The sequence below is a fragment of the Bacillus sp. BD48 genome, from assembly GCF_046566805.1.
Classification (GTDB): domain Bacteria; phylum Bacillota; class Bacilli; order Bacillales; family Bacillaceae; genus Bacillus; species Bacillus safensis.
In genome coordinates this window covers 781,701-804,767 of sequence record NZ_JANGFM010000002.1, presented here as the reverse complement: position 1 = coordinate 804,767, position 23,067 = coordinate 781,701, and the positions used below count along the sequence as shown (strand labels likewise).

General features: G+C 41.4%; 21 protein-coding genes. 5 read left to right on the top strand and 16 right to left on the bottom strand.

What is annotated here, in order from left to right; translation table 11 throughout:
• Positions 1-44 precede the first annotated feature (44 nt).
• On the bottom strand, positions 45-896 hold the full coding sequence (locus tag ACLGGR_RS09015; protein WP_142945122.1) for a DUF72 domain-containing protein: 852 nt from the start codon (positions 894-896) through the stop codon (positions 45-47).
• Positions 897-1,200: 304 nt separating this feature from the next.
• Here ACLGGR_RS09015 and ACLGGR_RS09010 point away from each other — a divergent pair, with 304 nt between their 5' ends.
• Together ACLGGR_RS09010 and ACLGGR_RS09005 are read left to right on the top strand one after the other, a co-directional pair.
• A complete protein-coding gene (locus ACLGGR_RS09010; RefSeq protein WP_410972926.1) occupies positions 1,201-2,370 on the top strand; it encodes a PucR family transcriptional regulator in 1,170 nt (389 codons plus the stop codon).
• Between the two features lie 64 nt (positions 2,371-2,434).
• Positions 2,435-3,592: an oxalate decarboxylase family bicupin gene (locus tag ACLGGR_RS09005; RefSeq protein WP_410972925.1), complete on the top strand. Its 1,158-nt coding sequence runs from the start codon at positions 2,435-2,437 to the stop codon at positions 3,590-3,592.
• A 268-nt stretch (positions 3,593-3,860) separates the two neighbouring features.
• On the opposite strand, the gene ACLGGR_RS09000 is transcribed toward ACLGGR_RS09005, so the two are convergent.
• The 3 genes from ACLGGR_RS09000 to ACLGGR_RS08990 all read right to left on the bottom strand — a co-directional run bounded on the left by ACLGGR_RS09000 (position 3,861) and on the right by ACLGGR_RS08990 (position 7,461).
• Positions 3,861-4,577: an NPP1 family protein gene (locus tag ACLGGR_RS09000; RefSeq protein ID WP_410972924.1), complete on the bottom strand. Its 717-nt coding sequence runs from the start codon at positions 4,575-4,577 to the stop codon at positions 3,861-3,863.
• Between the two features lie 290 nt (positions 4,578-4,867).
• Positions 4,868-6,067, bottom strand: coding sequence for an MFS transporter (locus ACLGGR_RS08995; protein ID WP_142945127.1), 1,200 nt, complete (start codon positions 6,065-6,067; stop codon positions 4,868-4,870).
• Positions 6,068-6,225: 158 nt separating this feature from the next.
• Entirely contained in the window at positions 6,226-7,461 is a 1,236-nt protein-coding gene (locus tag ACLGGR_RS08990) for a pyridoxal-phosphate-dependent aminotransferase family protein (RefSeq protein WP_410972923.1), read from the bottom strand.
• 171 nt (positions 7,462-7,632) lie between these two features.
• On the opposite strand from ACLGGR_RS08990, the gene ACLGGR_RS08985 reads away from it, so the two are divergent.
• Positions 7,633-8,511 carry an endonuclease I family protein gene (locus tag ACLGGR_RS08985; protein WP_251215855.1) on the top strand — a complete coding sequence of 293 codons (879 nt, stop codon included), beginning with the start codon at positions 7,633-7,635 and terminating at the stop codon, positions 8,509-8,511.
• A gap of 13 nt (positions 8,512-8,524) precedes the next feature.
• Here ACLGGR_RS08985 and ACLGGR_RS08980 read toward each other — a convergent pair whose 3' ends face one another.
• The 9 genes from ACLGGR_RS08980 to ACLGGR_RS08940 form a co-directional block, all read right to left on the bottom strand.
• Positions 8,525-9,268: an IucA/IucC family C-terminal-domain containing protein gene (locus ACLGGR_RS08980; protein ID WP_410972922.1), complete on the bottom strand. Its 744-nt coding sequence runs from the start codon at positions 9,266-9,268 to the stop codon at positions 8,525-8,527.
• Positions 9,269-9,289: 21 nt separating this feature from the next.
• Positions 9,290-10,327, bottom strand: coding sequence for a FecCD family ABC transporter permease (locus ACLGGR_RS08975; protein WP_142945131.1), 1,038 nt, complete (start codon positions 10,325-10,327; stop codon positions 9,290-9,292).
• Positions 10,320-11,336 (bottom strand): FecCD family ABC transporter permease, encoded by a 1,017-nt coding sequence (locus tag ACLGGR_RS08970; RefSeq protein WP_410972921.1) that lies wholly within the window; start codon positions 11,334-11,336, stop codon positions 10,320-10,322. Before ACLGGR_RS08970 ends, ACLGGR_RS08975 begins: the two co-directional genes overlap by 8 nt.
• A 73-nt stretch (positions 11,337-11,409) precedes the next feature.
• Positions 11,410-12,363, bottom strand: coding sequence for an ABC transporter substrate-binding protein (locus tag ACLGGR_RS08965; RefSeq protein WP_410972920.1), 954 nt, complete (start codon positions 12,361-12,363; stop codon positions 11,410-11,412).
• Between the two features lie 139 nt (positions 12,364-12,502).
• Positions 12,503-13,411: an alpha/beta fold hydrolase gene (locus ACLGGR_RS08960; protein WP_410972919.1), complete on the bottom strand. Its 909-nt coding sequence runs from the start codon at positions 13,409-13,411 to the stop codon at positions 12,503-12,505.
• Positions 13,412-13,475: 64 nt separating this feature from the next.
• Positions 13,476-14,387, bottom strand: coding sequence for an alpha/beta hydrolase (locus tag ACLGGR_RS08955; RefSeq protein ID WP_410972918.1), 912 nt, complete (start codon positions 14,385-14,387; stop codon positions 13,476-13,478).
• Between the two features lie 311 nt (positions 14,388-14,698).
• Positions 14,699-15,127: a phosphate-starvation-inducible protein PsiE gene (gene psiE, locus ACLGGR_RS08950; RefSeq protein ID WP_410972917.1), complete on the bottom strand. Its 429-nt coding sequence runs from the start codon at positions 15,125-15,127 to the stop codon at positions 14,699-14,701.
• 37 nt (positions 15,128-15,164) lie between these two features.
• Complete coding sequence (locus tag ACLGGR_RS08945) at positions 15,165-16,472, bottom strand: HAMP domain-containing sensor histidine kinase (RefSeq protein WP_410972916.1); 1,308 nt, start codon at positions 16,470-16,472, stop codon at positions 15,165-15,167.
• A complete protein-coding gene (locus ACLGGR_RS08940; RefSeq protein WP_323649084.1) occupies positions 16,459-17,154 on the bottom strand; it encodes a response regulator transcription factor in 696 nt (231 codons plus the stop codon). Before ACLGGR_RS08940 ends, ACLGGR_RS08945 begins: the two co-directional genes overlap by 14 nt.
• Positions 17,155-17,404: 250 nt before the next feature.
• Between ACLGGR_RS08940 and ACLGGR_RS08935 the strand changes: the two genes are divergently transcribed.
• Positions 17,405-18,610, top strand: coding sequence for a DUF418 domain-containing protein (locus tag ACLGGR_RS08935; protein WP_410972915.1), 1,206 nt, complete (start codon positions 17,405-17,407; stop codon positions 18,608-18,610).
• A gap of 84 nt (positions 18,611-18,694) precedes the next feature.
• On the opposite strand, the gene ACLGGR_RS08930 is transcribed toward ACLGGR_RS08935, so the two are convergent.
• Complete coding sequence (locus ACLGGR_RS08930; RefSeq protein WP_410972914.1) at positions 18,695-19,627, bottom strand: helix-turn-helix transcriptional regulator; 933 nt, start codon at positions 19,625-19,627, stop codon at positions 18,695-18,697.
• Positions 19,628-19,709: 82 nt separating this feature from the next.
• Here ACLGGR_RS08930 and ACLGGR_RS08925 point away from each other — a divergent pair, with 82 nt between their 5' ends.
• Positions 19,710-20,354, top strand: a complete 645-nt coding sequence (locus tag ACLGGR_RS08925) for an FMN-dependent NADH-azoreductase (protein WP_410972913.1) — start codon at positions 19,710-19,712, stop codon at positions 20,352-20,354.
• A 152-nt stretch (positions 20,355-20,506) separates the two neighbouring features.
• Here ACLGGR_RS08925 and ACLGGR_RS08920 read toward each other — a convergent pair whose 3' ends face one another.
• Together ACLGGR_RS08920 and ACLGGR_RS08915 are read right to left on the bottom strand one after the other, a co-directional pair.
• Positions 20,507-22,363 carry an alpha/beta fold hydrolase gene (locus ACLGGR_RS08920; protein WP_410972912.1) on the bottom strand — a complete coding sequence of 619 codons (1,857 nt, stop codon included), beginning with the start codon at positions 22,361-22,363 and terminating at the stop codon, positions 20,507-20,509.
• Positions 22,364-22,421: 58 nt separating this feature from the next.
• Positions 22,422-22,988, bottom strand: a complete 567-nt coding sequence (locus ACLGGR_RS08915; protein WP_323649073.1) for a TetR/AcrR family transcriptional regulator — start codon at positions 22,986-22,988, stop codon at positions 22,422-22,424.
• Positions 22,989-23,067 lie beyond the last annotated feature (79 nt).

Here is a 23,067-nt window from a genome sequence, read left to right as displayed (position 1 = left end):
TGTCACTGAACCGTCTCATTCAGATTGAAAGCCTCAGCTCTCGGTTAACTAAATAAATCTAACTGCTTCGGAGACAGGCTTGAATACGTGATATCCAGCAAATCAATCATCTGCTGGCCATTTGCCGCTGCATCTCCGCCGGAGTTATTATTAAACACGACATAAACATCTTTCGATTGCTGATGCAGGATGTCGAGATTCTTTTTCCACTCTTTTAATTCAGCTTCATTATATAAATATAAATATCTCACTTCACGCCAATTCTCATGGTCTGCCGGGTGAAGCCAGCCCTGTTTATTCCTCCCGTGAAAACGGACCAAGGTTTTATCACGGTGTGTAGCTTGTATGACTGGCGGTATGGAACCTTCTCCGACTTGCGGTTCATCACAGACGGAATGAATCCATCCTTCCTTTTCCATAAAGGACAAAGTCTGCTCATAAAATTCCTCTGAAAACCATGTACGGTTTCGGAATTCAAGAGCACATGGAATATCGCCCATCTTCTCCTTACACCATCTTAAATAGTGGACGTGCTCTTTTTTGCAATCAAACCAAGGTGGAAATTGAAAGAGCACCATGGCGAGTTTCCCTTCACGAATGAGCGGAGTCAGCGAAAGAATAAATGCATCAAACATCTCCTCCTTCGAAGCAAACGGAATCTCGCCCCTTTGATGTCCAGTCATTCCTTGGTATGCTTTTACAACAAATTGAAAGTCATCCGGAGTATCCTTTATCCACTTTTCATGATTACGCTCAGGCTGAACGGCATAAAAGCTGGCATCCAGTTCTACAATCGGAAATGTTGACGCGTAGTGAAACAGCTTTTGCGCGCTGCCGATTTTCGGCGGATAAAGACTGTCATGATCTCCCCAGCCAGTTAATCCGATATAAATCATGTTTCTCACCTCTTGCCACTCTCATGTATAGACGGCTTCCTCATTCGAAGCCTTTGTTTCTTGTGATACCCATATTTCTGAAAGAAATTCTTCTGTCTACAACATATCATATTTGCTCGTAATTCTGAATGAAGATGACTGGCGGCACGTGATTTTGTCTTGACGTTCTGTTTGTTTGTTATATTAATTGACAACTTTCTATCTAAAATGATTTTAGCTGATAACATAAAATGCATATCAGAGATGTTGACAGTGATTGTCCATTTTTTTATTCATCTTCACCAATAAAGGAGATTGAATGGATATGAACATAGACGATAACCAGTTTGAAATTTTACAAAAAATGGCCAAAAAGATTCACAAGCCCATCTATTTGTTTAACCAGCATGGACGAATTCTCTATTCCTCGCACCCCATGATCTCGAGCCCAGAATGGATGCACATTCTTCCCCTTTTTCAAAGCAGGACAACTCATTCTTTTTCGATGATACATGCCAAACAAACCTTTTCCGTCTTTCCAATTGATCTAAACGAACAAACATGTGATTATCTGGTCATCCTTTCTTTCATTAATCCGCAGAATAAAGCATTGCATGCGATGATTGCAAAAGCAGTGAACGAAATAGCGATTGCGCGCATGAGACAATATGCCGCTCTGCAAACGGCCAAGCGTGCTAGAAATGAGGGCTTTCGCAGATGGATAGAGAGGGCATCGTCTTCCCAGCAAGATCCCTTACATTTCGCTCAGGCGTTTGGATTAAACGCCGAATGCCGCTATCTATGTATGATCTGTCAGCTTGATCAGCGTAGTGATACCACATGTTTTATGAAACAGCAAATGGTTTTAGATCAAGTGATTGATCTGCTCGAAAATGCACTTCCAAGCTGTCCATTCCCTGCCTTCCTCTTTGTCAAAGGTGATATGGGTGTTGTATTGATGGAGGAGACTGGCAGTTGGCTGGAGGTGAGCGACAGGCTCAGCTCTTTTTTAAAACAGTTGCAGATACTTGTTAAACTGCAAGTGAATCATACTATTTCTTTTGGGGTGAGCTTGACGGGATGCCTCATCTCCCATCTGTCTGAAGGCTACAATGAGGCATTAGAGGCTCTTCAAACCGGACATCTCTCATCGCGGACTGAATATATTCAGTTTTATCAGGCAAAGGATGTGCCAGATTTACTAAGGCTCATTCCAAAAAAGGATATGATTACGTTTCATCAGCTGCACCTACACCCGTTATCTGATCCATCACAAGTCGATCAAAATCTTCTTCACACCTTATCTGTCTATTTAGAAACCCATTGCCACATTTCAGAAACAGCCAAACGATTGTCCATTCATCGCAACACGGTCATTTATCGCCTCGAGAAGTGTGAAGAATTGCTTCGAATCAGCTTAAAAGATTCTGACGCAACATTGCGGCTGCGCTTAGCCTTCCGTATTCAAATGTTTCTCTCCTCCTATCCAGATTGAATTTTTTCTTCTGAAACCTCATATAGTTTGGAGGAGAAAAATGAGACTCGAGGAGGGATGACAAATGGATGATGAGCTCCGTCACATCCCGCAGCCCATTCGAAAGGATGGCGCGGGTGCCACCGACTTAGGCCCGCGCGATGTCCTTCGAGATATAGAGAACCCAGATATGCTCGTTCCCCCTAAAACCGATGCCGGAACAATCCCCAATTTAAAATTTTCATTTTCTGATACACACATGCATTTGAATCACGGCGGCTGGTCGAGGGAAATTACGAAGCGGGAGCTGCCTGTTTCAACAACGATTGCAGGTGTCAACATGCGGCTCACACGCGGAGGTGTTCGTGAGCTTCATTGGCATAAGCAGGCGGAATGGGCGTATATGATTTTAGGCAAAGCCCGTATCACATCTGTAGATGCAGAAGGGCGAAATATGATCGCTGATATAGAAGAAGGCGATTTGTGGTATTTTCCACCTGGTATCCCGCACTCCATTCAAGGGCTTGAGGATGGATGTGAGTTCCTTCTTGTATTTGATGATGGAGATTTTTCTGAATTTGATACATTCACGATCACAGACTGGTTTGCTCATACACCAAAAGAGATTCTCTCCGCCAATTTTGGTGTTCCTAAGAAATTATTTGACCATATACCAAATAAGCAGCGCTATATGTTTCAAGGCTCACCGCCGTCATCCTTAGAAAGCCAAATGGTATCTGATCCATACGGCAGCATCAAGCCGCCATTTACGCACCAGCTTCTTCGTCAAAAACCAATAACGACCTCTGGCGGAACAGTCCGAATTGTCGATTCACGGAATTTCCCGATTTCAAAAACGATTGCAGCTGCACTTGTTGAAGTAAAACCTGGCGGCATGAGAGAAATGCACTGGCACCCTAATAATGATGAGTGGCAATACTATTTAACAGGTACAGCCAAAATGACGGTCTTTGGAGCAGGTGGTACTGCCCGCACCTTTAATTACAGAGCCGGTGATGTTGGATATGTTCCTTTTGGCATGGGGCATTACATCCAAAATATCGGCCAAACGAGCCTTTGGTTTTTAGAAATTTTTAAAAGTGACCGGTTTGCAGATATTTCGTTGAATCAGTGGATGGCCTTAACCCCGCCTCAATTAGTGAAAGAGCATTTACACGTAGATGATGCGATGATTCGTGCGCTTCATAAAGAAAAATCACCTGTCGTGAAATATGAGAGTTGATGCGATTTTGTTTATAAAAAAACCGATCATTTTTTAGATGATCGGTTTCAGATTGTTGACAAAGTGCTAAAATGATCTTTATTTTAGCACTTTGTCTTCTTTTCAGCGTGATAGAAAACCTTTGAAGTCTAGGAAGGACGAGTACCGGAGCGGAGCGAATTTGACATTCGTGAGCACCGGAGCGCAGACCTGACAAAGAATGCGAAGGTTTGTCTACACGCTGAAACCGATCATTTTTTAGATGATCGGTTTTTTATCATAGCTAATCTTATCGATACCACGCTTTTGCTAAATTGTTTTTAAAGTTACTGTCTTTGAAAGGTACGTTTGCACTACCAAAGTCTGTTGTATTCAATGCATGTCTTGCAGCCGGCGTTAAATCATCCCAGCCAATTAAAGGCTGCATCCCTTTTCCACTCACATTGCCGCTTACATTCAACTCATGATTTAATGGCCAGTTGCTATCATAACCTACTAAAGGATTTGTCCCTAAAATACTTGCTGCACTCGGTGCTACTTTCTTATATTGTCCATGACCTGAGTAAGCAATTGATTGAACACGCGGGTTGGCTACAGCTGGGTTGTCAATCCAAACGACAATGGATTCCCAATCGTGACGATGACCAAAGCCCGGTGAAGGATTATCTTTTGGGAAATACCAAGCATACATAATCGCCCAGCTGCCATTGTACCAATCTGAACGTGAATATACTTGACCGATATTACTGCTGCATCCACCATTATGTGAACCGCTCGTTTTTAACCCTCTGCTTGTGTTTCCAGCAGCATCTACAGCTGGGAATGGTACACATCCATGCCATACTTTCAAATAAGGCTGGATTTTTTTCGCCGCTTTTTGTGTAACAGTTGTTGGGTTGACTTCTCTAAAACCAACTACCTTGTCATGATCAATTTCTGCCGCATGAACTGCTGTACTAAACATGGTGACGATAAAAAATATAATGGCAAAAATAAACTTCTTCATTTTCTATCCCCTTTTCTCTTGATTATCTCAGTTACCTCATGCTGTCGAGATTGATGTTACCATTGCCGAAAAAACCAATCAATCACTTTTTACACAAAATGTATAATTCAGTATTTTATTAACAAGTTTTTATTGATCTCAAAGACCTAAATATATGAATTCTCTCTCAGAAAAAGGTTTAAATATTGATAAACTCTACTATTCATTTAGATAAAATATAAAACATATACTATTTTTAATTGGAATTTTTCTAAATACATTTCATTCAATAAAAAAAGACTGTAGATCAACTACAATCTTCCTTGCGCTGCATGAGCATGCTGCACTTTTTTCCCCCACACGATGGATGCAGCGAAGCTTACGCAAAGCACCAGTGTTCCAAACATAAAAGGAAACTCAATATTCACATCAAATAATATACCCGCAAGACTCGGTCCGACGATGTTGGCAAGGCTCATAAAGGATGTATTGAGACCGCCTGCTACCCCTTGCTGATTGCCTGCCATCTTGGACAGCAATGTATTGAGGGCTGGTCGGACGAATGACGTAGCCGATAAAAATAAAATCGAACCCGTAAAAATCAACCAAAAGGATGGCGCAAAACGGCAGGCGATCAGCATGAAAGCCGCACCTAACAGCGCATAACGCACGACTCTCATCTCCCCAAATCGTTTCACACAGGCATTCACTAACGCCCCTTGGACAAGCACCCCAGCAAGACCCGCAACCGTAATCACAAACGCAATATCCTTCGGTGAAAATCCGTGTTTTTGGTCTACATATAAGCCGAAAATCGATTCAAAATGAATGATTCCGAAATTGAGGACAAAGGCCAATATAAATAAAAAGCCGTACGATGTCCTTAGGGCCTCGATCATTTGCACAAAAGGATTGAAATGAATATGCTTGTTGAGCCGCGCCTCTTCCTGTTTTTCCTTTGTTAATGTTTCAGGTAAGAAGAGGATGGATAACAAGGTAGAAAGAGCAGCAAAGGAACCGGCAATCAGAAAAGGAAAAGCGATCCCGTACTCAACCAAATAACCGCCTACGCCCGGCCCAATGACAAAACCTAGTGTCATTGCTGCACTAAATAAACCCATTCCTTTCCCACGGTCCTTTTCACTTGTGATATCAGCGATGTATGCAAACATGGCCGGCATGAGTAAAGCCCCGGCAGCACCGCCTAAAAACCGAGACACAAACAGCATCCAAAGCTGATCAGCAAAAGCAAAAATAAACTGAGCAATCGTAAAGCCGGCAATCCCGGCAATGATCAATTTTCTTCGTCCAAATCGATCGGTCAGTGCGCCGGCAACCGGCGATAACGCAAATTGTGTAAAACCTGTTGCAGCGACAAGAAAGCCGAGTGTTTTTCCTGTTGCACCAAAGGCTTCGATGTAACTCGGCATCACAGGTACAATGAGGCCAAAGCCAAGCATGGCAATAAAAATATTGAGCATCAAAATGTATAATCTGCCCATCTTCTTCATACAAAAAACCTCTTTCTGCAAAATAAATGAAAATGATGACAAAAATATGAGAACTTCTCCAGTATAGCGATAACCTCATCTATAAGTCTAGTTTTTCAAAAATTAGCGTTCTTTTCCAAATAAAAAATACCCGCCAATGGCGAGTATGAGGTATCACGTTATTCAGCTTGTTCATAGATAGAAAGAGCCGCCTGAAGCCCTGCTCCGCAATGGATAGACGCACCGTGTTTGATGAGGATCGCTTCAAGCCCTGCTAACACAAACAGTACATTTTCCTTTCGGCAGCTGTAACCCATTGTCCCAATTCTCCATATACGGCCGGCAAGCGGGCCAAAGGAGCTTGCAATCTCAATCCCAAAATGATGGAGCAGGTCGGCACGGACCGCTTCTCCGTCAATACCACTTGGAATGACAATACAAGTCACAACCGGCATTTTACAATCTGGATCACCAAACAATTCAAGACCCATTGCTTCAAGACCCTTCATCAAGGCTTTCTCATGAAATGCGTGCCTTTGAAAACGTTCAGAGAGCCCTTCTTCCAGCACAAGACGAACCCCTTCTCGCAGTGCATAGAGCATCGTTGTTGCTTCTGTATGATGATTTAATCGTCTTGGGCTCCAATAATCCTGAAGCTGGCTTAAATCAAAATAATTGCTTTTGATTGGAGAAATATCGATTTGTTTTTGTAATTCATCCTGTGTCGCAATGCCTTTTTCTACTTTCTTTCTCGATTCAATGACAGCTGCGACTCGGTCATTATACGTAATAGGTGACATACCTGATGGAACAGATAAACATTTCTGCGTGCCGCCAATCGCCGCATCAATTTTCCATTCATCCACTTTTACCTCGACACCGCCAATCGTTGCCACAGCGTCTACAATGAACAGCGCATCAAGAGCCCGGCATGCTTCACCGATTTGCTTGAGCGGCTGCAATCGTCCAGTCGATGTTTCCCCATGAACCATTGCAACGATTTTAGGCTTGACCTGCTTTATTTCTTGGATGATGTCGTCAGGATCAAAAACCGTCCCCCATTCACATTCCATTGTATGTACTTCAGCACCGTAGCGCTGTCCTATTTCAATGAGCAGGTGACCGAAACGGCCAAAGACAGGCACAAGCATTGAATCTCCCGGCTCAATCACACTGGCGAGCACAGCTTCAAGCCCTGAACGAGACGTACCGTCGATTGGATAAGCCCATTTGTTTTCTGTTTGAAAAAGTGACCGCAATAAGGTCATTGTTTCATTCATAATGTGTGTAAATGCTGGATCAAATTGACCGAGAATAGGCGTGCTCATTACACGGAGCACTCTCGGGTCTACTTCAACGGGTCCCGGTGTCATAATCGTTCTTGAAGGTGTTTGCAGTTCTTTCACGTGATCCATCCTCTCCCTTGCTGTCCATCCTTATATGCCCACTTATACAGTAATGTGAATAAAATAGCAATCTCTTTTCCTGCGAACTTATTACATAAAATTTACGAGAAATCCATTTATTTCTTCATGGCAATATGATAGAAATAAAGAGAATACATTCCCTATCAAGGAGGAAATCGAATGAAAAGAACTTTATTTGGAACTGTGGCCGCCGGATTGATGATATTCGGCACATTAGCCGCCCCGCTGCCTCCAGCTGCAAATGCTCAAACCTTCACGCTGAATGAACCAAGTCAAACGATCACCTTTTCCCCGTTACAGCTTCAAAACGAAACTTCTGTACAAAAAACGCAAACTGCCGCTACAAGTCAAATCGATTCCTATTACCAATCTGCTGCTGGCAAATCAGGACCCGCTCTTAAGAAAGCCTTACACGATATCATTGATGATCATACGCAGCTATCCTACAGCCAGGTTTGGGATGCCTTAAAGAAAACAGATGAAGACCCCAATAACCCAAACAATGTGCTGCTGCTTTATAGTGGTGCCTCCCGCTCAAAGCAGTCGAATGGCGGAAATGTGGGCCAGTGGAACCGGGAGCATGTCTGGGCCAAGTCTCACGGCAATTTCGGGACAAGCCAAGGGCCTGGGACAGATCTCCACCACCTTCGTGCGACAGATGTGCAAACGAATAGCACACGCGGAAATTTAGATTTTGACACGGGTGGTAATGAATACAAAGGAGCGCCGGGCAATTTCTACGACAGCGACTCATTCGAACCTCACAACCGGGTCAAAGGAGATGTTGCGAGAATGCTCTTTTATATGGCGGTTCGATACGAAGGCGATGACCGCTTTCCAGATTTAGAATTGAACGATAAAGTGAATAATGGAAGCTCTCCTCTTCACGGCAAAATGTCTGTGCTTCTCAAATGGCACAAGCAGGATCCAGTCGATCAAATCGAACGGAACCGCAATGAGGTCATCTATCAAACGTATCAGCACAACCGCAACCCTTTTATTGATCATCCTGAATGGGCAAGTGAGATTTGGGAATAAAAAAAAGGCACTGCTACGAGCAAGCAGTGCCTTTCTTTTGTTCAAGCGGACAAACAAGACAATAATCGAGACTCTCCGATTTTTTCTCAAGCTTATAATACATACAGCAGGTTTTCCGGTTGGATGTTTCTAGTAAGCTGTCGTCTAGGTTTAGGCTGTGTTGAAATGGATTTTGCTGAGCTCCGAATACATCACCAGCCGCTTGTTTCAGATACAGATAATCCTCCCGCACACGCTGCTTCACCGCAGGCTCTTCCGCTTCCCGCATCATGCTTCGATAAAGAGAGTTGATTCGAACCGCTACATTTTCCCATAAAATACGATAAGAAAGTTTTGATGTGCGGTTCAGCACGTCTAAAAGAGGCGTAACACACTCCGTAAAGAGCGCACGCACGGCCTTCTCTCTCCATTCATGCCGGTCTCCTTCTAGTGGAACAAACGAACACGCCGCCTCATCCATTTCAATTTTTCGATCCTCTCTAAATGCACATGCTGCTGGTGGAAACTGATAGACACCGTCATACAGCGTCATCAAGTATAAAGAGGAACTGACCGCTAAGTAGGCATACCGCTTTGAAAACATAGATGCTGCTACCGCAAGATTCGGTGCATGCATCGCTTCCTTTTCAGCTTCTAATAAACGCATGATGGCTGCTTCTGAAAAAAGCGCAGCAAGTGTGCGATCAGATGTCATTGGTCCATTTGTGATGTGTACCCCAAAATCAAGTAATTCTCTCTCAACCCACTCTGGCCTCATATCAAAACCCCCATCTTCTGTTTATCGATTACGCTGTTGATATAACAAATAAATAAAGAACGGTGCACCAATTGCCGCCGTAAATACACCTGCTGGGACATCTAACGGTAGAAATGCGGTTCTAGCCACAAGATCAGCCAGCATCACGAGAATACTCCCAACAAGCGCAGATGCTGGGACAAGCGCTATGAAAGAACGGCCAATGATCATCCGTGCAACGTGCGGCGCCATGAGTCCAACAAATTCAATGCCGCCTGCAAATGCGACAGCAACACCAGCCAATGTCACACTCATCAGGAGAAAGAATAATCGTTTCGCCTGCACTTTTACACCGAGACCTGTTGCAAGATCATCGCCAAGTTCTTTTACATTCATCGTTCTTGCTAACACCATGACAATCGGTAAAATGATCATCACCCAAGGAAGCATCGCAATGACGTCTTTCATCGTAGAACCATATAAGCTGCCCGTCAGCCAGATGTATGACTTTGTCGTTGTCATCGTATCACTAAGAACAAGCGTAAACGTCACGCATGCCTTCATAATGGCGGAAATCCCTATTCCCATCAGGACAAGTGTGATCGGTTTGACCCCTTTTTTCCATGAAAGCAAATAGATCAGGCACGATACCGCAAAAGCACCTGCAATCGCCCATAAGGATTGATAAGCAATGGGCACAGTGCCCATCCAAAAGACAATGAACATAATCGCACCAAACGAAGCACCACTCGTAATCCCAATGATGTCAGGTGATGCAAGCGGGTTGCGGATCAATCCCTGCAAAATAAGCCCTGATACCGCAAGCGCGGCTCCGACTAAGACAGCCAGCAGCGTTCGGGGAATTCTCAGCGTATTTAACACAAAGGAATTTCCCTCTCCCTGACCGATTAAATGAAGTAGCACATCCACCGGCTGAATGAACCGGCTTCCCATACTGAGACTGAGAATAAATAAACCAAAGGCAATGGCCGTCAATAAAAGCAAAATCAAAAATGTCCGCTTTGAAAATTGAAATGAAATGCGCCCGCCTTTAGAACGCACTGTATATGTTTTAGCCACCTGTCTTCAACCCCTTGCGCACGAGATAAACAAATAGAGGCGCTCCTGCTACCGCCGTCATGACACCAATCGGCACTTCCTGCGGCATGATCAGAAAACGAGCCGCCAAATCCGCGGCAAGTAAAAGCGACGCCCCCACAACGGCACAATACGGCAGTACCCAGCGGTGGTCAGGCCCGACAAGCTTTTTCACAATATGCGGCACAAGAAAACCAACAAAACCAATTGAACCAGCAACAGCGACGGAACCACCTGCTAAAAAGACGACGAGTACACCCATCGTTATTTTCAGCAACAGTGTACGCTGGCCAAGTCCTTTGGCAATATCGTCTCCCGACAAAAGAACATTAATAGAACGTCCAAGAAGCAGCGCCACAATAGTCGCACCTAAAATATAAGGCAAAACAGGGATTAACATATCAATGCTTCTTCCAGACACTGAACCAGCCATCCAGAACAAAATGCTTTGAATCGACTGTTCATTCACGATTAAAAGACCTTGTGTAAAGGACGCAAACAGTGCAGATATCGCCGCACCTGCAAGGACAATTTTGACCGGCGTCAATCCATCTCTTCCAATGGAGCCCAATACAAAAACGAGCATCCCTGCAATCGCTGCGCCTAGAAAGGCTGTCCACATATAGCCAGTTAACGACTCTGTTGAAAAGAAAACAATCGAAATCACGATAAAAAATAGTCCACCTGCATTAATTCCTAATAAATCAGGCGCCGCAAGCGGATTTCTCGTCAATGCCTGCATGAGTGCACCTGAAATCGCTAGGCTTGAGCCAACGACTGTTGCGATTAAAGCCCTTGATAATCTGGATGTCATGACAATGACACTGTTTGGATCCGATTCATCAAATTGAAGAAAAGCATGGATGGTGGCTTTGAGGGAAATTGAGGTTTGCCCAAGGGAAATACTGAGCATAAAAAAGACCAACATCAACACAATGAATCCAGCAAAAAGCAGTGCCTTGCTTGAATCCTTTTTTAATAAACTTCTCATCTGATTCCCGCTTTCAATCTGTTATGGAAAAAAGGAGAAAATGGTATATTCACATTTTCTCCTCTGTTATGACTTATTTATCAATTCCTAGACGATCGTAAATATCATCAAGCATCATGTTTGCAGCGATAATACCGCCGCCCATGTTCCAAGTGATTTCATCTACTTTATGCACTTGTTTCGCTTTCACTGCGTCAAGCTGCTTCCATAAAGGATGACTTGTCCACTCTTTATATGCTTTCTCAACTGCCTTATCTTGTTCATCCATAAAGTAATAGATTACGTCTGCATCCATTTGCGGAATGCTCTCTTTGTCTGTAAGTGTAATGATGTCTTGCTTTTTATCTTTGACATTCTTAGGTCCTTCAAAGCCTAACTCTGTTAAAATCGACCCTGCGAAACCAGTTTGATAGATTCTTGCATGATCTGCACGGAAGTTTACTACAGATACACTCATTGGCCAGTTTTTGATGTCTTTTTTCGCTTTTTCTTTGAAGTCAGCGACGCGGTCATCCCACTTCGTCAGCAATTCTTTTGATTTGTCTTCCTGATTTAACGCTTCACCCATCAACTTCACTGTATCTTTGAATGTGAACACAGTTTCAGTTGCAACAGTTGGAGCGATTTCTTTCAGCTGATCAAAAATTTGCTCGTGGCGGATTTTTGATGCAATGATCAAATCAGGCTTGAGCTTTTCAATTTCCTCTAAGTTTGGCTGTGTTTCCTGCCCAACAATTTTAACATCCTTTAAGTCATCTCTTAAATATTTATACGTAGGTGCTTCAAGCCATGATTCAACGACACCCACTGGTTTAATGCCCATAGCGACTGCTGCATCCGTTGCTCCTTGGTACAGTGTCACCACACGTTTAGGCGATCCTTTAATTTCAGTTGAACCGATAGCGCTTTCAACGGTTCTTGTTTTCTCTTTACTATCTGACTTGCCGTTACTGCTATTGCTGCCGCAAGCTGCAAGTAAAACGATGGAGAGCACAACTAATAGCGACCAAAAAGATTTCTTGAACATGTACCTCACCTATCCATTCTATATGTAGTCATATCGTTTGATAACGATTCTCATTATCACACTATGATTTTATCATAGAAAAGGATGGTGTCAATGTAAATTTTTAAGAAAACGGGAGAGTGTTGACTAGTTGGTCATGCTAAATAGAACGATTCCACACTTGGATCGTTCTTCCAATATGTTTTCCCACTTCTAGTAGAATCGACAAATGGGTGTGTCCATCCAGCACTTGATAGACTGATTGTTGTTGGATCGATTCATTTGGCAGCTCATGATAGGCAGGAAATTTTTCTATATCATACAGTTCATCCTCGCTGCCTACTAACATCGCATATGGCCGATCCATTCTCGCAAATTGTTTTTTAGGTGCAGACGGGGTTAAGGCAAGAGATAAATTGACGGTGATGGCTGTCAATAAAAGCGGATCCTGCTCGACTGCCCATTTTGGATAATGAAAACGTACGGCTTCAGAATGACCCATCAACATTCCTTTTGTCATCGCAGACAGAACGAATTTCCATACTTGAACGGCCGCAAAAGGAATTTGATCTGACCTTGCAGTATCGGATTGATAGCCAAATTCAGGTGCGATAAAAAAGTAGCCATCAACTTCTCTTTTTTTCGGCCAAGATAGATAGTTTAACAGCAATCCCGCTCCAGATGAATGACCGCAAAGATAAACGGCTCCTTTTTGCTGCTGTTTGACCGCATCCACAAACTGCGATATATCCTGCCACACATCCGTGATATTAGGTGTATCACCCCTTTTTCCACCCGAATGCCCGTGACCTCTTAAATCGAGCAAAAACGTATTCACATGAAAATCATGCTGCAGCGTATGGGCGATATGCTCATAACCAGCTAGGCTGTGAGCGCCTCCACCATGGATTAAGATGACATTTGCCTCGTTCTTCTTTTCAGCTATAAACGGATAAAAAGCAAGGCTTGTGCCGTCATGTGATGTCATGAATTGTCTTTTTGGAATATGCACAGGTGCTGCCTGCTGCATGCTTGTAAATGAGAATGGTTCTGTCTTGGTATCTGTCAATTTTTTGCTCCTTTAAACAGAAACGAGAATGGCCAGCCTCGCTAGTCATCCTCATTCCTATTTCTTATTCATTGCATTCTTTCAAAGGGAATGTATTACTTTCAATAATCTCGACAATTTGGTTTAACGCTTTTTTTGCTTCTGGTATAGGGAAAACAGGAAACACGTGATTCATTTTAGGATATTCTATATAGTTTATTGGAACCCCCTGCTTATCTGCCATCTCTTTGAATTTACGGGCATCCGGGAGGAAGAATTCGTGAGTGCCTATAAAAACAGAAATTCGTCCAAGTGACTTGATCTCTCCATAGATTGGACTGACTAAGTGGTGTGTTTCATCCATGTCACCCGCATATCTTTTTCCTGCTTCAATTAATAATGCTAGATTGAGCATTGGTTCTTTTGGAACCATAGCAGCGATATCAGGGTTGCTTAATGTAACATCTAGCCATGGTGATAAAAGAATGATATTCCCTGGCTGCGGCAAGCCCTTTTTTTCCAAGTATTGAGCAAAAGCTAACGATAAACCTCCGCCAGCAGAATCACCCATGATCACGATTTTTTCAGGTGTTCCTTTCTCTAAAAGAGCTTGGTACACAGGAAGGACACTCTCGATCGCATCCATATATTGATGGTTCGGTGCTTTTGGATAAACCGGTACATACACCGTACTATTTAATTGCTTCGTCAATCGGTCTAAAAAACGCCAATGCCAAGTCAAAGGCTGTTCAATATAGCCGCCACCGGGTATAAACAACACTTGATAGTCATCCGGCTGAACATTTGATTTCAGCATATACGTATCGACTGGAAACGAGTGATTTTTAGTGATTTTGTACTTATTCTTAAGTTTTTCAGGCAATTCATAAGGTAATTGATTTGCCCTTCTTCGCTCTTCTAGATAATCATTTACATTGAGTTTCTTTTTCGTCAAAACAAGCAGCTTTTCTACTAAAAAACTTTGAATACTTCGCATATGATCGCCCCTGTTCATAGAATCATGATGATTGATGTCGATGGAAAGATAAGGCTTCTAAAGCATACCATATGAAGACGTACATCAGGAAAAAACCTTTTTATCCAGCTGATCACTCACCACAATAAACACTTATTCATTAATGAACAACTGTTTATTTATTGTTACTCATATTCTACTTTTTAGACGCATGACAATCAATTGTCAATCTGACCCTAACCGTTCATTAATAGACAGATAACGATCGAGTGTTCATCTGATCAATGTCCAGACATGAAAAAAGACGAACGGTCATCGTTCGTCTTCTTTCCTTACTTCACTTCCTCATGCTCTTGAGCAGCATCTCTTTTGCTCGCGATAAAGAGTGCACAGGTCATGGCAAGAATGGCCAGCGCCCACCAGAAGGTCGATACTGCCTCTTCATGATCAATGATAATCAAACGGATGACAGCTGTGATTCCAATATAAATAAAGTATCGAAGCGGAAAATGAAAGTTAGATTTAAAGTATTTAATAATTAAGGCAATAAACTCAAAGTACATAAAGAAGATCAGCAGTTCCCCAAGCATTCCATAATAGCTTTCTCCTTTGTTGAACAGTGTCTTATAAACAAATTGGACAATGTACCATGTTTCACTGATTAAGAGAACGCTTAAGGCAATGGCCAAAAAGAACAGACAGATATTGAGAAGGCCTTGCAAGAGATCAGATATTTTTCGGAAGTTGTTGAATCGTTTCATTGGGTTGTCTCTCCATTTCAGTATATTCATTTGTTGTCTACATTTTAATGTTCCAAAATCGCAGCACGATGTAGTAAACATCGTTCCTTTCTATACTTTCAAACTGCCCGTGCATGCGGGTCATCATTCGTTTGATGCTTCGTTCACCAAGTCCATTGCTTTCTAGTGTGACCTCTGGCTCTTTGATTGCATTGCTGACATGGATCTCAAAGATTTCTTGATCCGATAAAAACGTGAGATTGATATCCTTTTTGGGATCAGCGTATTTCCGTAAGTTGGACATCACATTATCAAATACCCGGCCAAGCTGCTCGACATTCACATTAATATAGCTGTCAGGCAGCTCTCCTAAAAGATGAACGTTGAAGTTCTCTTGATGCAGGATGGCCACCTGATCTGACAGGAGATCGTAAATTACCTCTTTGACTGCGACGGTCTCAAGCTCAGATTCATGTTCTTTATCCAGCAGAAAATAGGCAAAGAGATTGTCAGACAGATTTTTTAATTGCAGTGCTTTCCCGTAGGCACTCGCTATATATTGATCTTTATGGGTATCCGCTCCAGTCTCCTCTTTTTTTGCAAACTCCAGATTCATTATTAGTGACGTCAGCGGTGTCCTCATATCATGGGACATTTCGGTGACCAAGCTGCGGCTCTCTTCTTGCAGCTCATCAATGGCTTGAAGTTTGTCCAAAAAGGCTTTTCGCAGATCCTCAATACTTTTGGCAATCATCGCTAATTCATCGTGCCCTTTCACCGTCATCTCATAGTCCAGCTCACCGCCTTCAAGAATATGAATCTCTTGATGAATCGTTTGCAGGTAGCGCAGACTTTTGCGAATACCAAGAAGAACAATGAGGAGAAAAATAAGCGTCGTCCCGAGCAGCTCGAGTGTAAAGGCAAGATCGTGGTAACGAGATGAATAGAAACCGTCCACCATGACGCGGCCTTTACCGTCGCTAAACTGAACTGGATAGGAATGGTGCTCAGCGTACTGGGTCATCCTTTCTTTTCCGTACGCCGATTCATCGGCAGCGGAATAGATAGAGTCATATTGCAGCACTTGATCCTTGAAGATGGTCAAATTAATGTAATTCTCTCTTTTCACCCACTCGCCAAATGCTTTTCGATCCATTGAAGACAGCTCATTCTCAGACACGTAACGGCTGAATTTTTGAATATACTTGGCTGACTCCTGCTCGTAATACTCGTCTGAACTCAAATATCCATCGATCAATTCATCGGTGATTTTTTGCAGCGTCAAAAAGACAATACCACTCACGATTGAAGCCGCCAAAATCAGCAATGCCAGTTTTTTAGCCAGCGTATATTTACGATGTGCCAAATCGATATCCTCTTCCCCATTCGGTTTTGATATATACAGGACGCGCAGGATCATCTTCAATTTTGGCACGAAGCTTTCGAATATGCACCATCACCGTATTGTTGGAACAATAGAAATAAGGCTGCCCCCACACGCTTTCATAAATATTTTGAGCAGAAAATATTTTGTTTCGCCTGCTCATGAGCAGCTTTAACATCCGATATTCTAGATCAGACAGCTTAATTTGCTGGCTTTCTTTCCATACTTCATTAAATTCTTCATTTACCCTCAGCTTGCCCCCAACAAGAAAGGTCTCTTCCTGCTCCTTCTTTTCCTGATAGACGGTATACCTGCGTAATTGTGCAATCACTCTAGCATGAAGTTCCTCTTCTGAGAAGGGCTTGGTCATATAATCATCCCCGCCGGCAAGTAATCCTTCAGTTTTATCAAATGTGCTCGATTTGGCTGTCAGAAATAGAATCGGGACGTTTGATGAGGCTCTTATGTGCTGGCACGTTTCAATGCCTGAGGGCCCTGGCATCATCACATCCAAAATCACCAAATCGAGTAAATCATCCACAAGCTTCAATGCTTGGTTGCCGTTCATCGCTCTTAGTACCTCATATCCTGCACGTGTAAGCGATTCCTGCAGAAGGTCACCGATATCCTGATCATCTTCTACGACTAATATTCGATGGGTCATGTCTCTCACCTCATGAAATGTGATGCTCTTTCTTTTATGTCTTTACTATATATCATCTAGCTATGTGAAAAGATACAGCATAAACCTTAACAGTTTATGAATATAAGAATCTGCCATTAAATGGACACATTTATTCCCAAAAATTCACTTCTTCATAATTTGTTAAGAATTGAACTATATATTGATTCATTGTAAGGATCAATGGTTCGATCCAAATCGTATTTATCATAACAGGAAAAGGGGCATGGATATGAATACAAACAAAGTAGCACACGGACAACCGATGAGTCTGCGGGAAAGGGTTCATTTCTTAGACATTGTACGAGGGTTTGCTTTAATGGGAATTATTCTGGTCAATTACTTTTTGATCGTAGATTCGGCCAAGGGATTTGACATGGAGTCAAATGATGTTTTTCACAATGTAGTAAATTGGTTCGCATCAGGGAAATTCATTACGTTGTTCTCCTTTCTATTCGGGGTTGGTTTTATGATTTTTATGAACCGAGCTGCTCAGAAGGTGGACAGCCCGAACAAACTGTTTGCCCGCAGATTAACCATTCTCTTAGGATTTGGCCTTCTGCATGTCACCTTTGTTTGGATTGGTGATATTTTGGCCTATTATGCAGTCGCTGGCTTTTTATTGCTTTTCTTTTACAAACGCACAGCCAAAACCATCCTATACTGGCTGATTACACTATTTGTGATTCAATTGTTCACACCTCTTTTCACGATGCTGTTCAATACCATGAACACAGGATCATCAGGCAAGCCGGATTTTGCTGATTTCGAGCTGACCAGCCACAACAGTCTGACTTATTTAGCATCGATTGGTGACCGGTGGACAGATTTGGCCACAATGGCTTCTGGTTCATTTTCTATGTTCTATTCTATGTTCCTCATGTTTTTGCTTGGTGTGTATTTTGTGAAAATGGAGTTTTTCAAAAACATGGAGGCGAAAAAAGCGATTTGGAATCGCATTTGGGTCATTTTTTCCATCGCTTTTCTCATCACCCAAGGCAGTACGATCATAGCAGCGGTCAATCCTTTTGAAAATACACTCTGGGTGAACATTGCCACTGCTCTGGAACAAAACGGGGGATTAACTGGCAGTATGTTTTATATGAGTACACTTGCGATGCTGTTTCTACACGTTCCTCAGCTGCGAGGTGCTTTGATGATCTTTACCAAAGTTGGACGGATGTCATTGACCTGTTATTTGCTTCACTCGACCATTGGAACAATGCTATTTCTGAAGTATGGAGCGGGACTTGCCAATCAACTTCAGCCGGCTGGCACGTTCTTCATGGCTATTGGCGTGTATGTCTTCCTTGTGCTTTTCAGTACGTTTTGGCTAAAACGGTTTAAATATGGCCCGATGGAGTTTATTTGGCGTCAGCTGACGTATGGGAAGGTCGATGACAAATCGAAAACAAATACAATGGATGTGGCGAAATAACTGACATAATAGTAGTTAAAAAGAGTGAGAAAAAGGCGAACTTTAGTGGTTCGCCTTGTCTGTAGTATATTAGTTTTTTGTGATTCAATACTTGTCAATCACTTCTCGCAATTGATTCAAATAACTTTCTTTCAATTCATCTGGGTATTCAATTTTCACATGTTTCCCAAATGACATCAAATAGTGTGTCATATACGATAATTCTTCTTGGTTGTACCCACCCACAATATAAGGAATCTGATCAATGATCTCCAATCTCATATTTGGGTAATGATTCTTCAGAAACTTTTCTTTTCCTTGTTCCGTTAATCGACATTTAAATGAGATATCATGATAAGTTTTTTCGTACGCGAGCTGCAGTTCTTTTAATTCTTCCTTCGTAAATGTGTCTCTGATTTCTTCTTCAATCCTCATGTCCTTCATAAAGTCACATCTAAAGATGCCCCACTTTTTATTTTGAACATCATATGCTTGAGAAAACCAAATGCCATTTCGATAAAATAACTCAAGAAATTGCAGCCTGATCCATTTATTTTCATATTGAGTGTACGTCATCTTCACGATTTGATCTTTCATCATTGCCTGTAAAATCAATTCCAAATGATTTTGTTCACTAACTGGTGCGACATTATAGTAATGAATCACATCCAAAGTCTCCGTAATCATTTGCTTTCTCTCATCAGACAGTGTAGCAAACAACTTTTGCCGAATTTGTGAGTAGGATTTTTTAAATGGTGTTGCTGACACCAGGTCTAGCGCTTTAAGAGCGAAAAAAACAGCTTGGACTTCTTCTATATTGAAATAAATAGGAACCAATGGAGATTGATTCACCAGTCGATATCCTCCATGTCTGCCATTTTCAACGTAAAAAGCTAAGCCCATTGACTCTAGCTCTTCTATATCTCTTAAAGCCGTCCTTTTAGAAATGCCAAATTCGGATTGTAAATCCTTTAACTGAAAAGAGTGTTTATCGCTTAAAAAAATAAGTTCTTGGTTTAATCGTTCTGATTTTTTCATTTGTTTTCCCTCTTAAAAAGGTGACTTCTTTTGTCACCTTTATCATTTATACTCAGCTTATCAAAAGAAAAGGAGCATGTATATGCAAACATTAATCATTAACGCGCATCCAGATTTCACTCATCGAGAAAGTTATTCAAACAAACTGCAAACACTATTTTTAGAACAGTTTAAAGAAAGATTCCCTCATGACAAACCAACAATATTATATTTACATGAAACTGAAATTCCTCGTATCGAAAAAGACCAGCTGCTACGTATTTGGGATAAGCAAGCATCCGAACAAACATTAACGGCTGCCGAAGAAAAAATCGCCGCTGCTTCATCTGCTTTATTGGCTCAATTCAAAGCACATCATCGAATTGTGATCGTGTCACCTGTTCATAATTTCAATGTGACTTCACGAATGAAAGATTATATAGATAATATCTTTATTGCGAGAGAAACGTTCAAATATACAGAAAATGGTTCTGTTGGTCTGATGACTGACGATTATCGTGTACTTTTACTTCAAGCAAGCGGCTCAATTTTCACAAATAACGATCGATACACACCTCTGGAATTTTCACATCATTACCTAAAAGAAATATTTCAAAACTTGATGGGGTTTCATCAATTTCATATTGTCCGAGCACAAGGAACAGCGATTTTAGAGCAAGATGCTATTTTACAATCTGCATCTGATGATATGACGAAAACCTTAGATCAGTTTTATGCACCTAATTAACCTCTATTTAATCAAAAAGACCCAAAACGAAAAATCGTGATTTTTTTAATAAAAATCACCTTTTTCGTTTTTAGGGTACTATAAAATCTTTCAGTTGATGTGCATCGGCGGGACCAAAAGCACTGCGATTTCATTTTATTTATCCCACATTCTCAACTGCTAGTAAGACTATTTTTTATAACCAATGCTGCCGTTTCACTCGGGTGGCTAAGAGGGAAATGATGGCCATATGGGACAACATCAACTTTTCCAAGATGCGATGGAGCAGAATATCCTCTGTCATACTCCCCCCAAATCATGTGAAGATTATCCTTTGTTATTTCATTGAAATCACCGTGATCGTTTTTCAATAGTAAATGGTTAAGCTGAACTGTCGTATTTAAAATTCTAGGAGACGTAAAGCTGTTTCTGATTTTTTCAATATAATGTTCAGGGATGCTCTCCGTCCTTTCAAACAAACCATTACTTAATAAATAACGTTCTATCATATTAGGAGCTGCCAATTTTAATGTCCATTTGTTCATCCACTTAGGAACATTTAGCGATTTAGCATTTTTTTTGGCAACTGGCGGCTGAAGTAAAGTGATTGAATACTTCTTATCTATGTACCCTTGTCCCAATGCTTTCAATAGAATAAACGCACCGAATGAATGGCCAATGAGATGTGCACCATGAGCCGCTTTCTCCATTACCTTTTTCACTACATTCAAATAGATATCTAGAAGATGTTTCTCTCGTTTAAATGGAGAACGTCCCAAACCTGGAAGATCCAAGATCCATACAGGTTGACCCGTTTTTTCATGAAGCTCTTGTGCTAAAGGGAATAAATCCTCTCCATCACTCAATAAACCATGTAATAAAATAAATGGTTTCCCCTCTCCTTTTAGTTGGTAAAGGGTATTGTTATCGCATAATGTTCGCTCAAATACATGATGATGCTCACCATGTTGATCCATCATGCGATAATCCAGATCAGCTACTACGGCCGGGAAAAAGTTCATGACACTCGTCTTCTTAAACCAATCGTCTCCCATTATTTTTTTCGCTGAAACATTTGAGAATGTTCGTTTTGTCATAAAATTCAGTCCGTCAGAAGGAATTTTAGTGATTTTGCTTACGCCACTATTCATAACAGCTTTCATTAGTGGCATTGGGACAGAGATTTTAGGGGCCATCATATTCATACTTTCCGACATCACACTTAATAATTCAGCAATGTTCTGATCGTGCTCCTTGTCTTCAACAAGTGTATATGTTTGGATAGCCGGCTGCTCCAACCTGAAAACCTGCACAATAAACCTCGCAAACTCATCGTTTGAAATAAGTGGAAGCCTATAGTCCTTTCCTCCAGGAATCACCGGCATGAGCCCTCTTCGCATACTCTTCACAAGCAAACCCAATCCTGCAATTTGCTCTGTACTCCCTGTTTGACTACTGCCGACTACAGTTGGCGGATTAATGACAGCCAGCGGATAACCTACAGCTGATGCCTGTTGACGAATATAAAGATCTGCTAAAAATTTTGTTCTCTCATATGGATTTTTTATTTTCAAATAGTTGTTTCCTTCTTTAAACACATCAATTGTAACCTTGCTATTTTGATCATCAAAGGGACTCATATAACCGACGACATGAATAAATTGCTGCAAACCCTTCGATTGATGAATACTTTTAGCTAATTCACTCATATGTTTGGCGCCATTTAAAAAGACGGAAGCTGCCTCATTACTTGTCGCTTGAATATCCATGGGGCCTCCTGCGTGAATCAGCACATCCGTTTTCAGTACCCTTTTCTTATCTTCAGCACTTAGACCTAAATCTATTTTCGTCAAATCACCTTCAACAAAGTGCATCACTGACTCTTTTAAAATGCCTCTTTCTTGAAAAATTCGTGTTGCTTTACTTTTCGATCTCACTAAAAGAAGAATGTTCACATCCTCTTTGGTTAATTCTTCGACTAATTGCTTTCCGATAAAGCCTGTTCCACCAATTAAAAATACTGTTTTCATATGAAGTCTCCTTTTTAGTACTACATAGTACTAATTTGATGTAAAAAAAATGCTTCTTTTATCGAAGCAAGTTAAATAAATGATCTGCTGTTTTTGTGATGACAGTGGCATCCTTCAATGTTTCTGAAATAAATAACGCTCCTTCAAGATTTGTAATAAAAAGGGATGACACCTCATCAATATGAATCGTATTTCTGAATTCCCCGTTCTCTACCCCTTGTTTCAGTAATAGAGAAACTTTCTTTTGTAATCCTGTAAAAAAGAGACCTATTTTTTCTTTTATTTGTGTGGCCTGTGCAGGACTTTGAATATAAAGAGTAATAAATGGACAGCCGCCCTTATACTCTCTCGACTGAACGCCTTGTGATAATTGCTTTAAAAACATTTGGATACGCTCTTCAACCAAAAATTGTTTCTGAGAAATTACGTCATCAATTGCAGATTGATACATGTCAATCCAATAATCAACGACCCCTTCTAATAATTCTTCCTTATTAGAAAAGTGATAATACACATTCGACTTTGACACTTTGCTTACACGTACTAATTCATCCATACTTGTATAAGCAAACCCTTTTTCCAAAAATAATGTTGCAGCTACTTCAAGTACACGTTTTTGATTCATTAATTTTATCTTTGTCATAATTAGAACTATACAGTACTAATTTATATATTGCAAGTATTTATGTTCATTTGGAGAGATG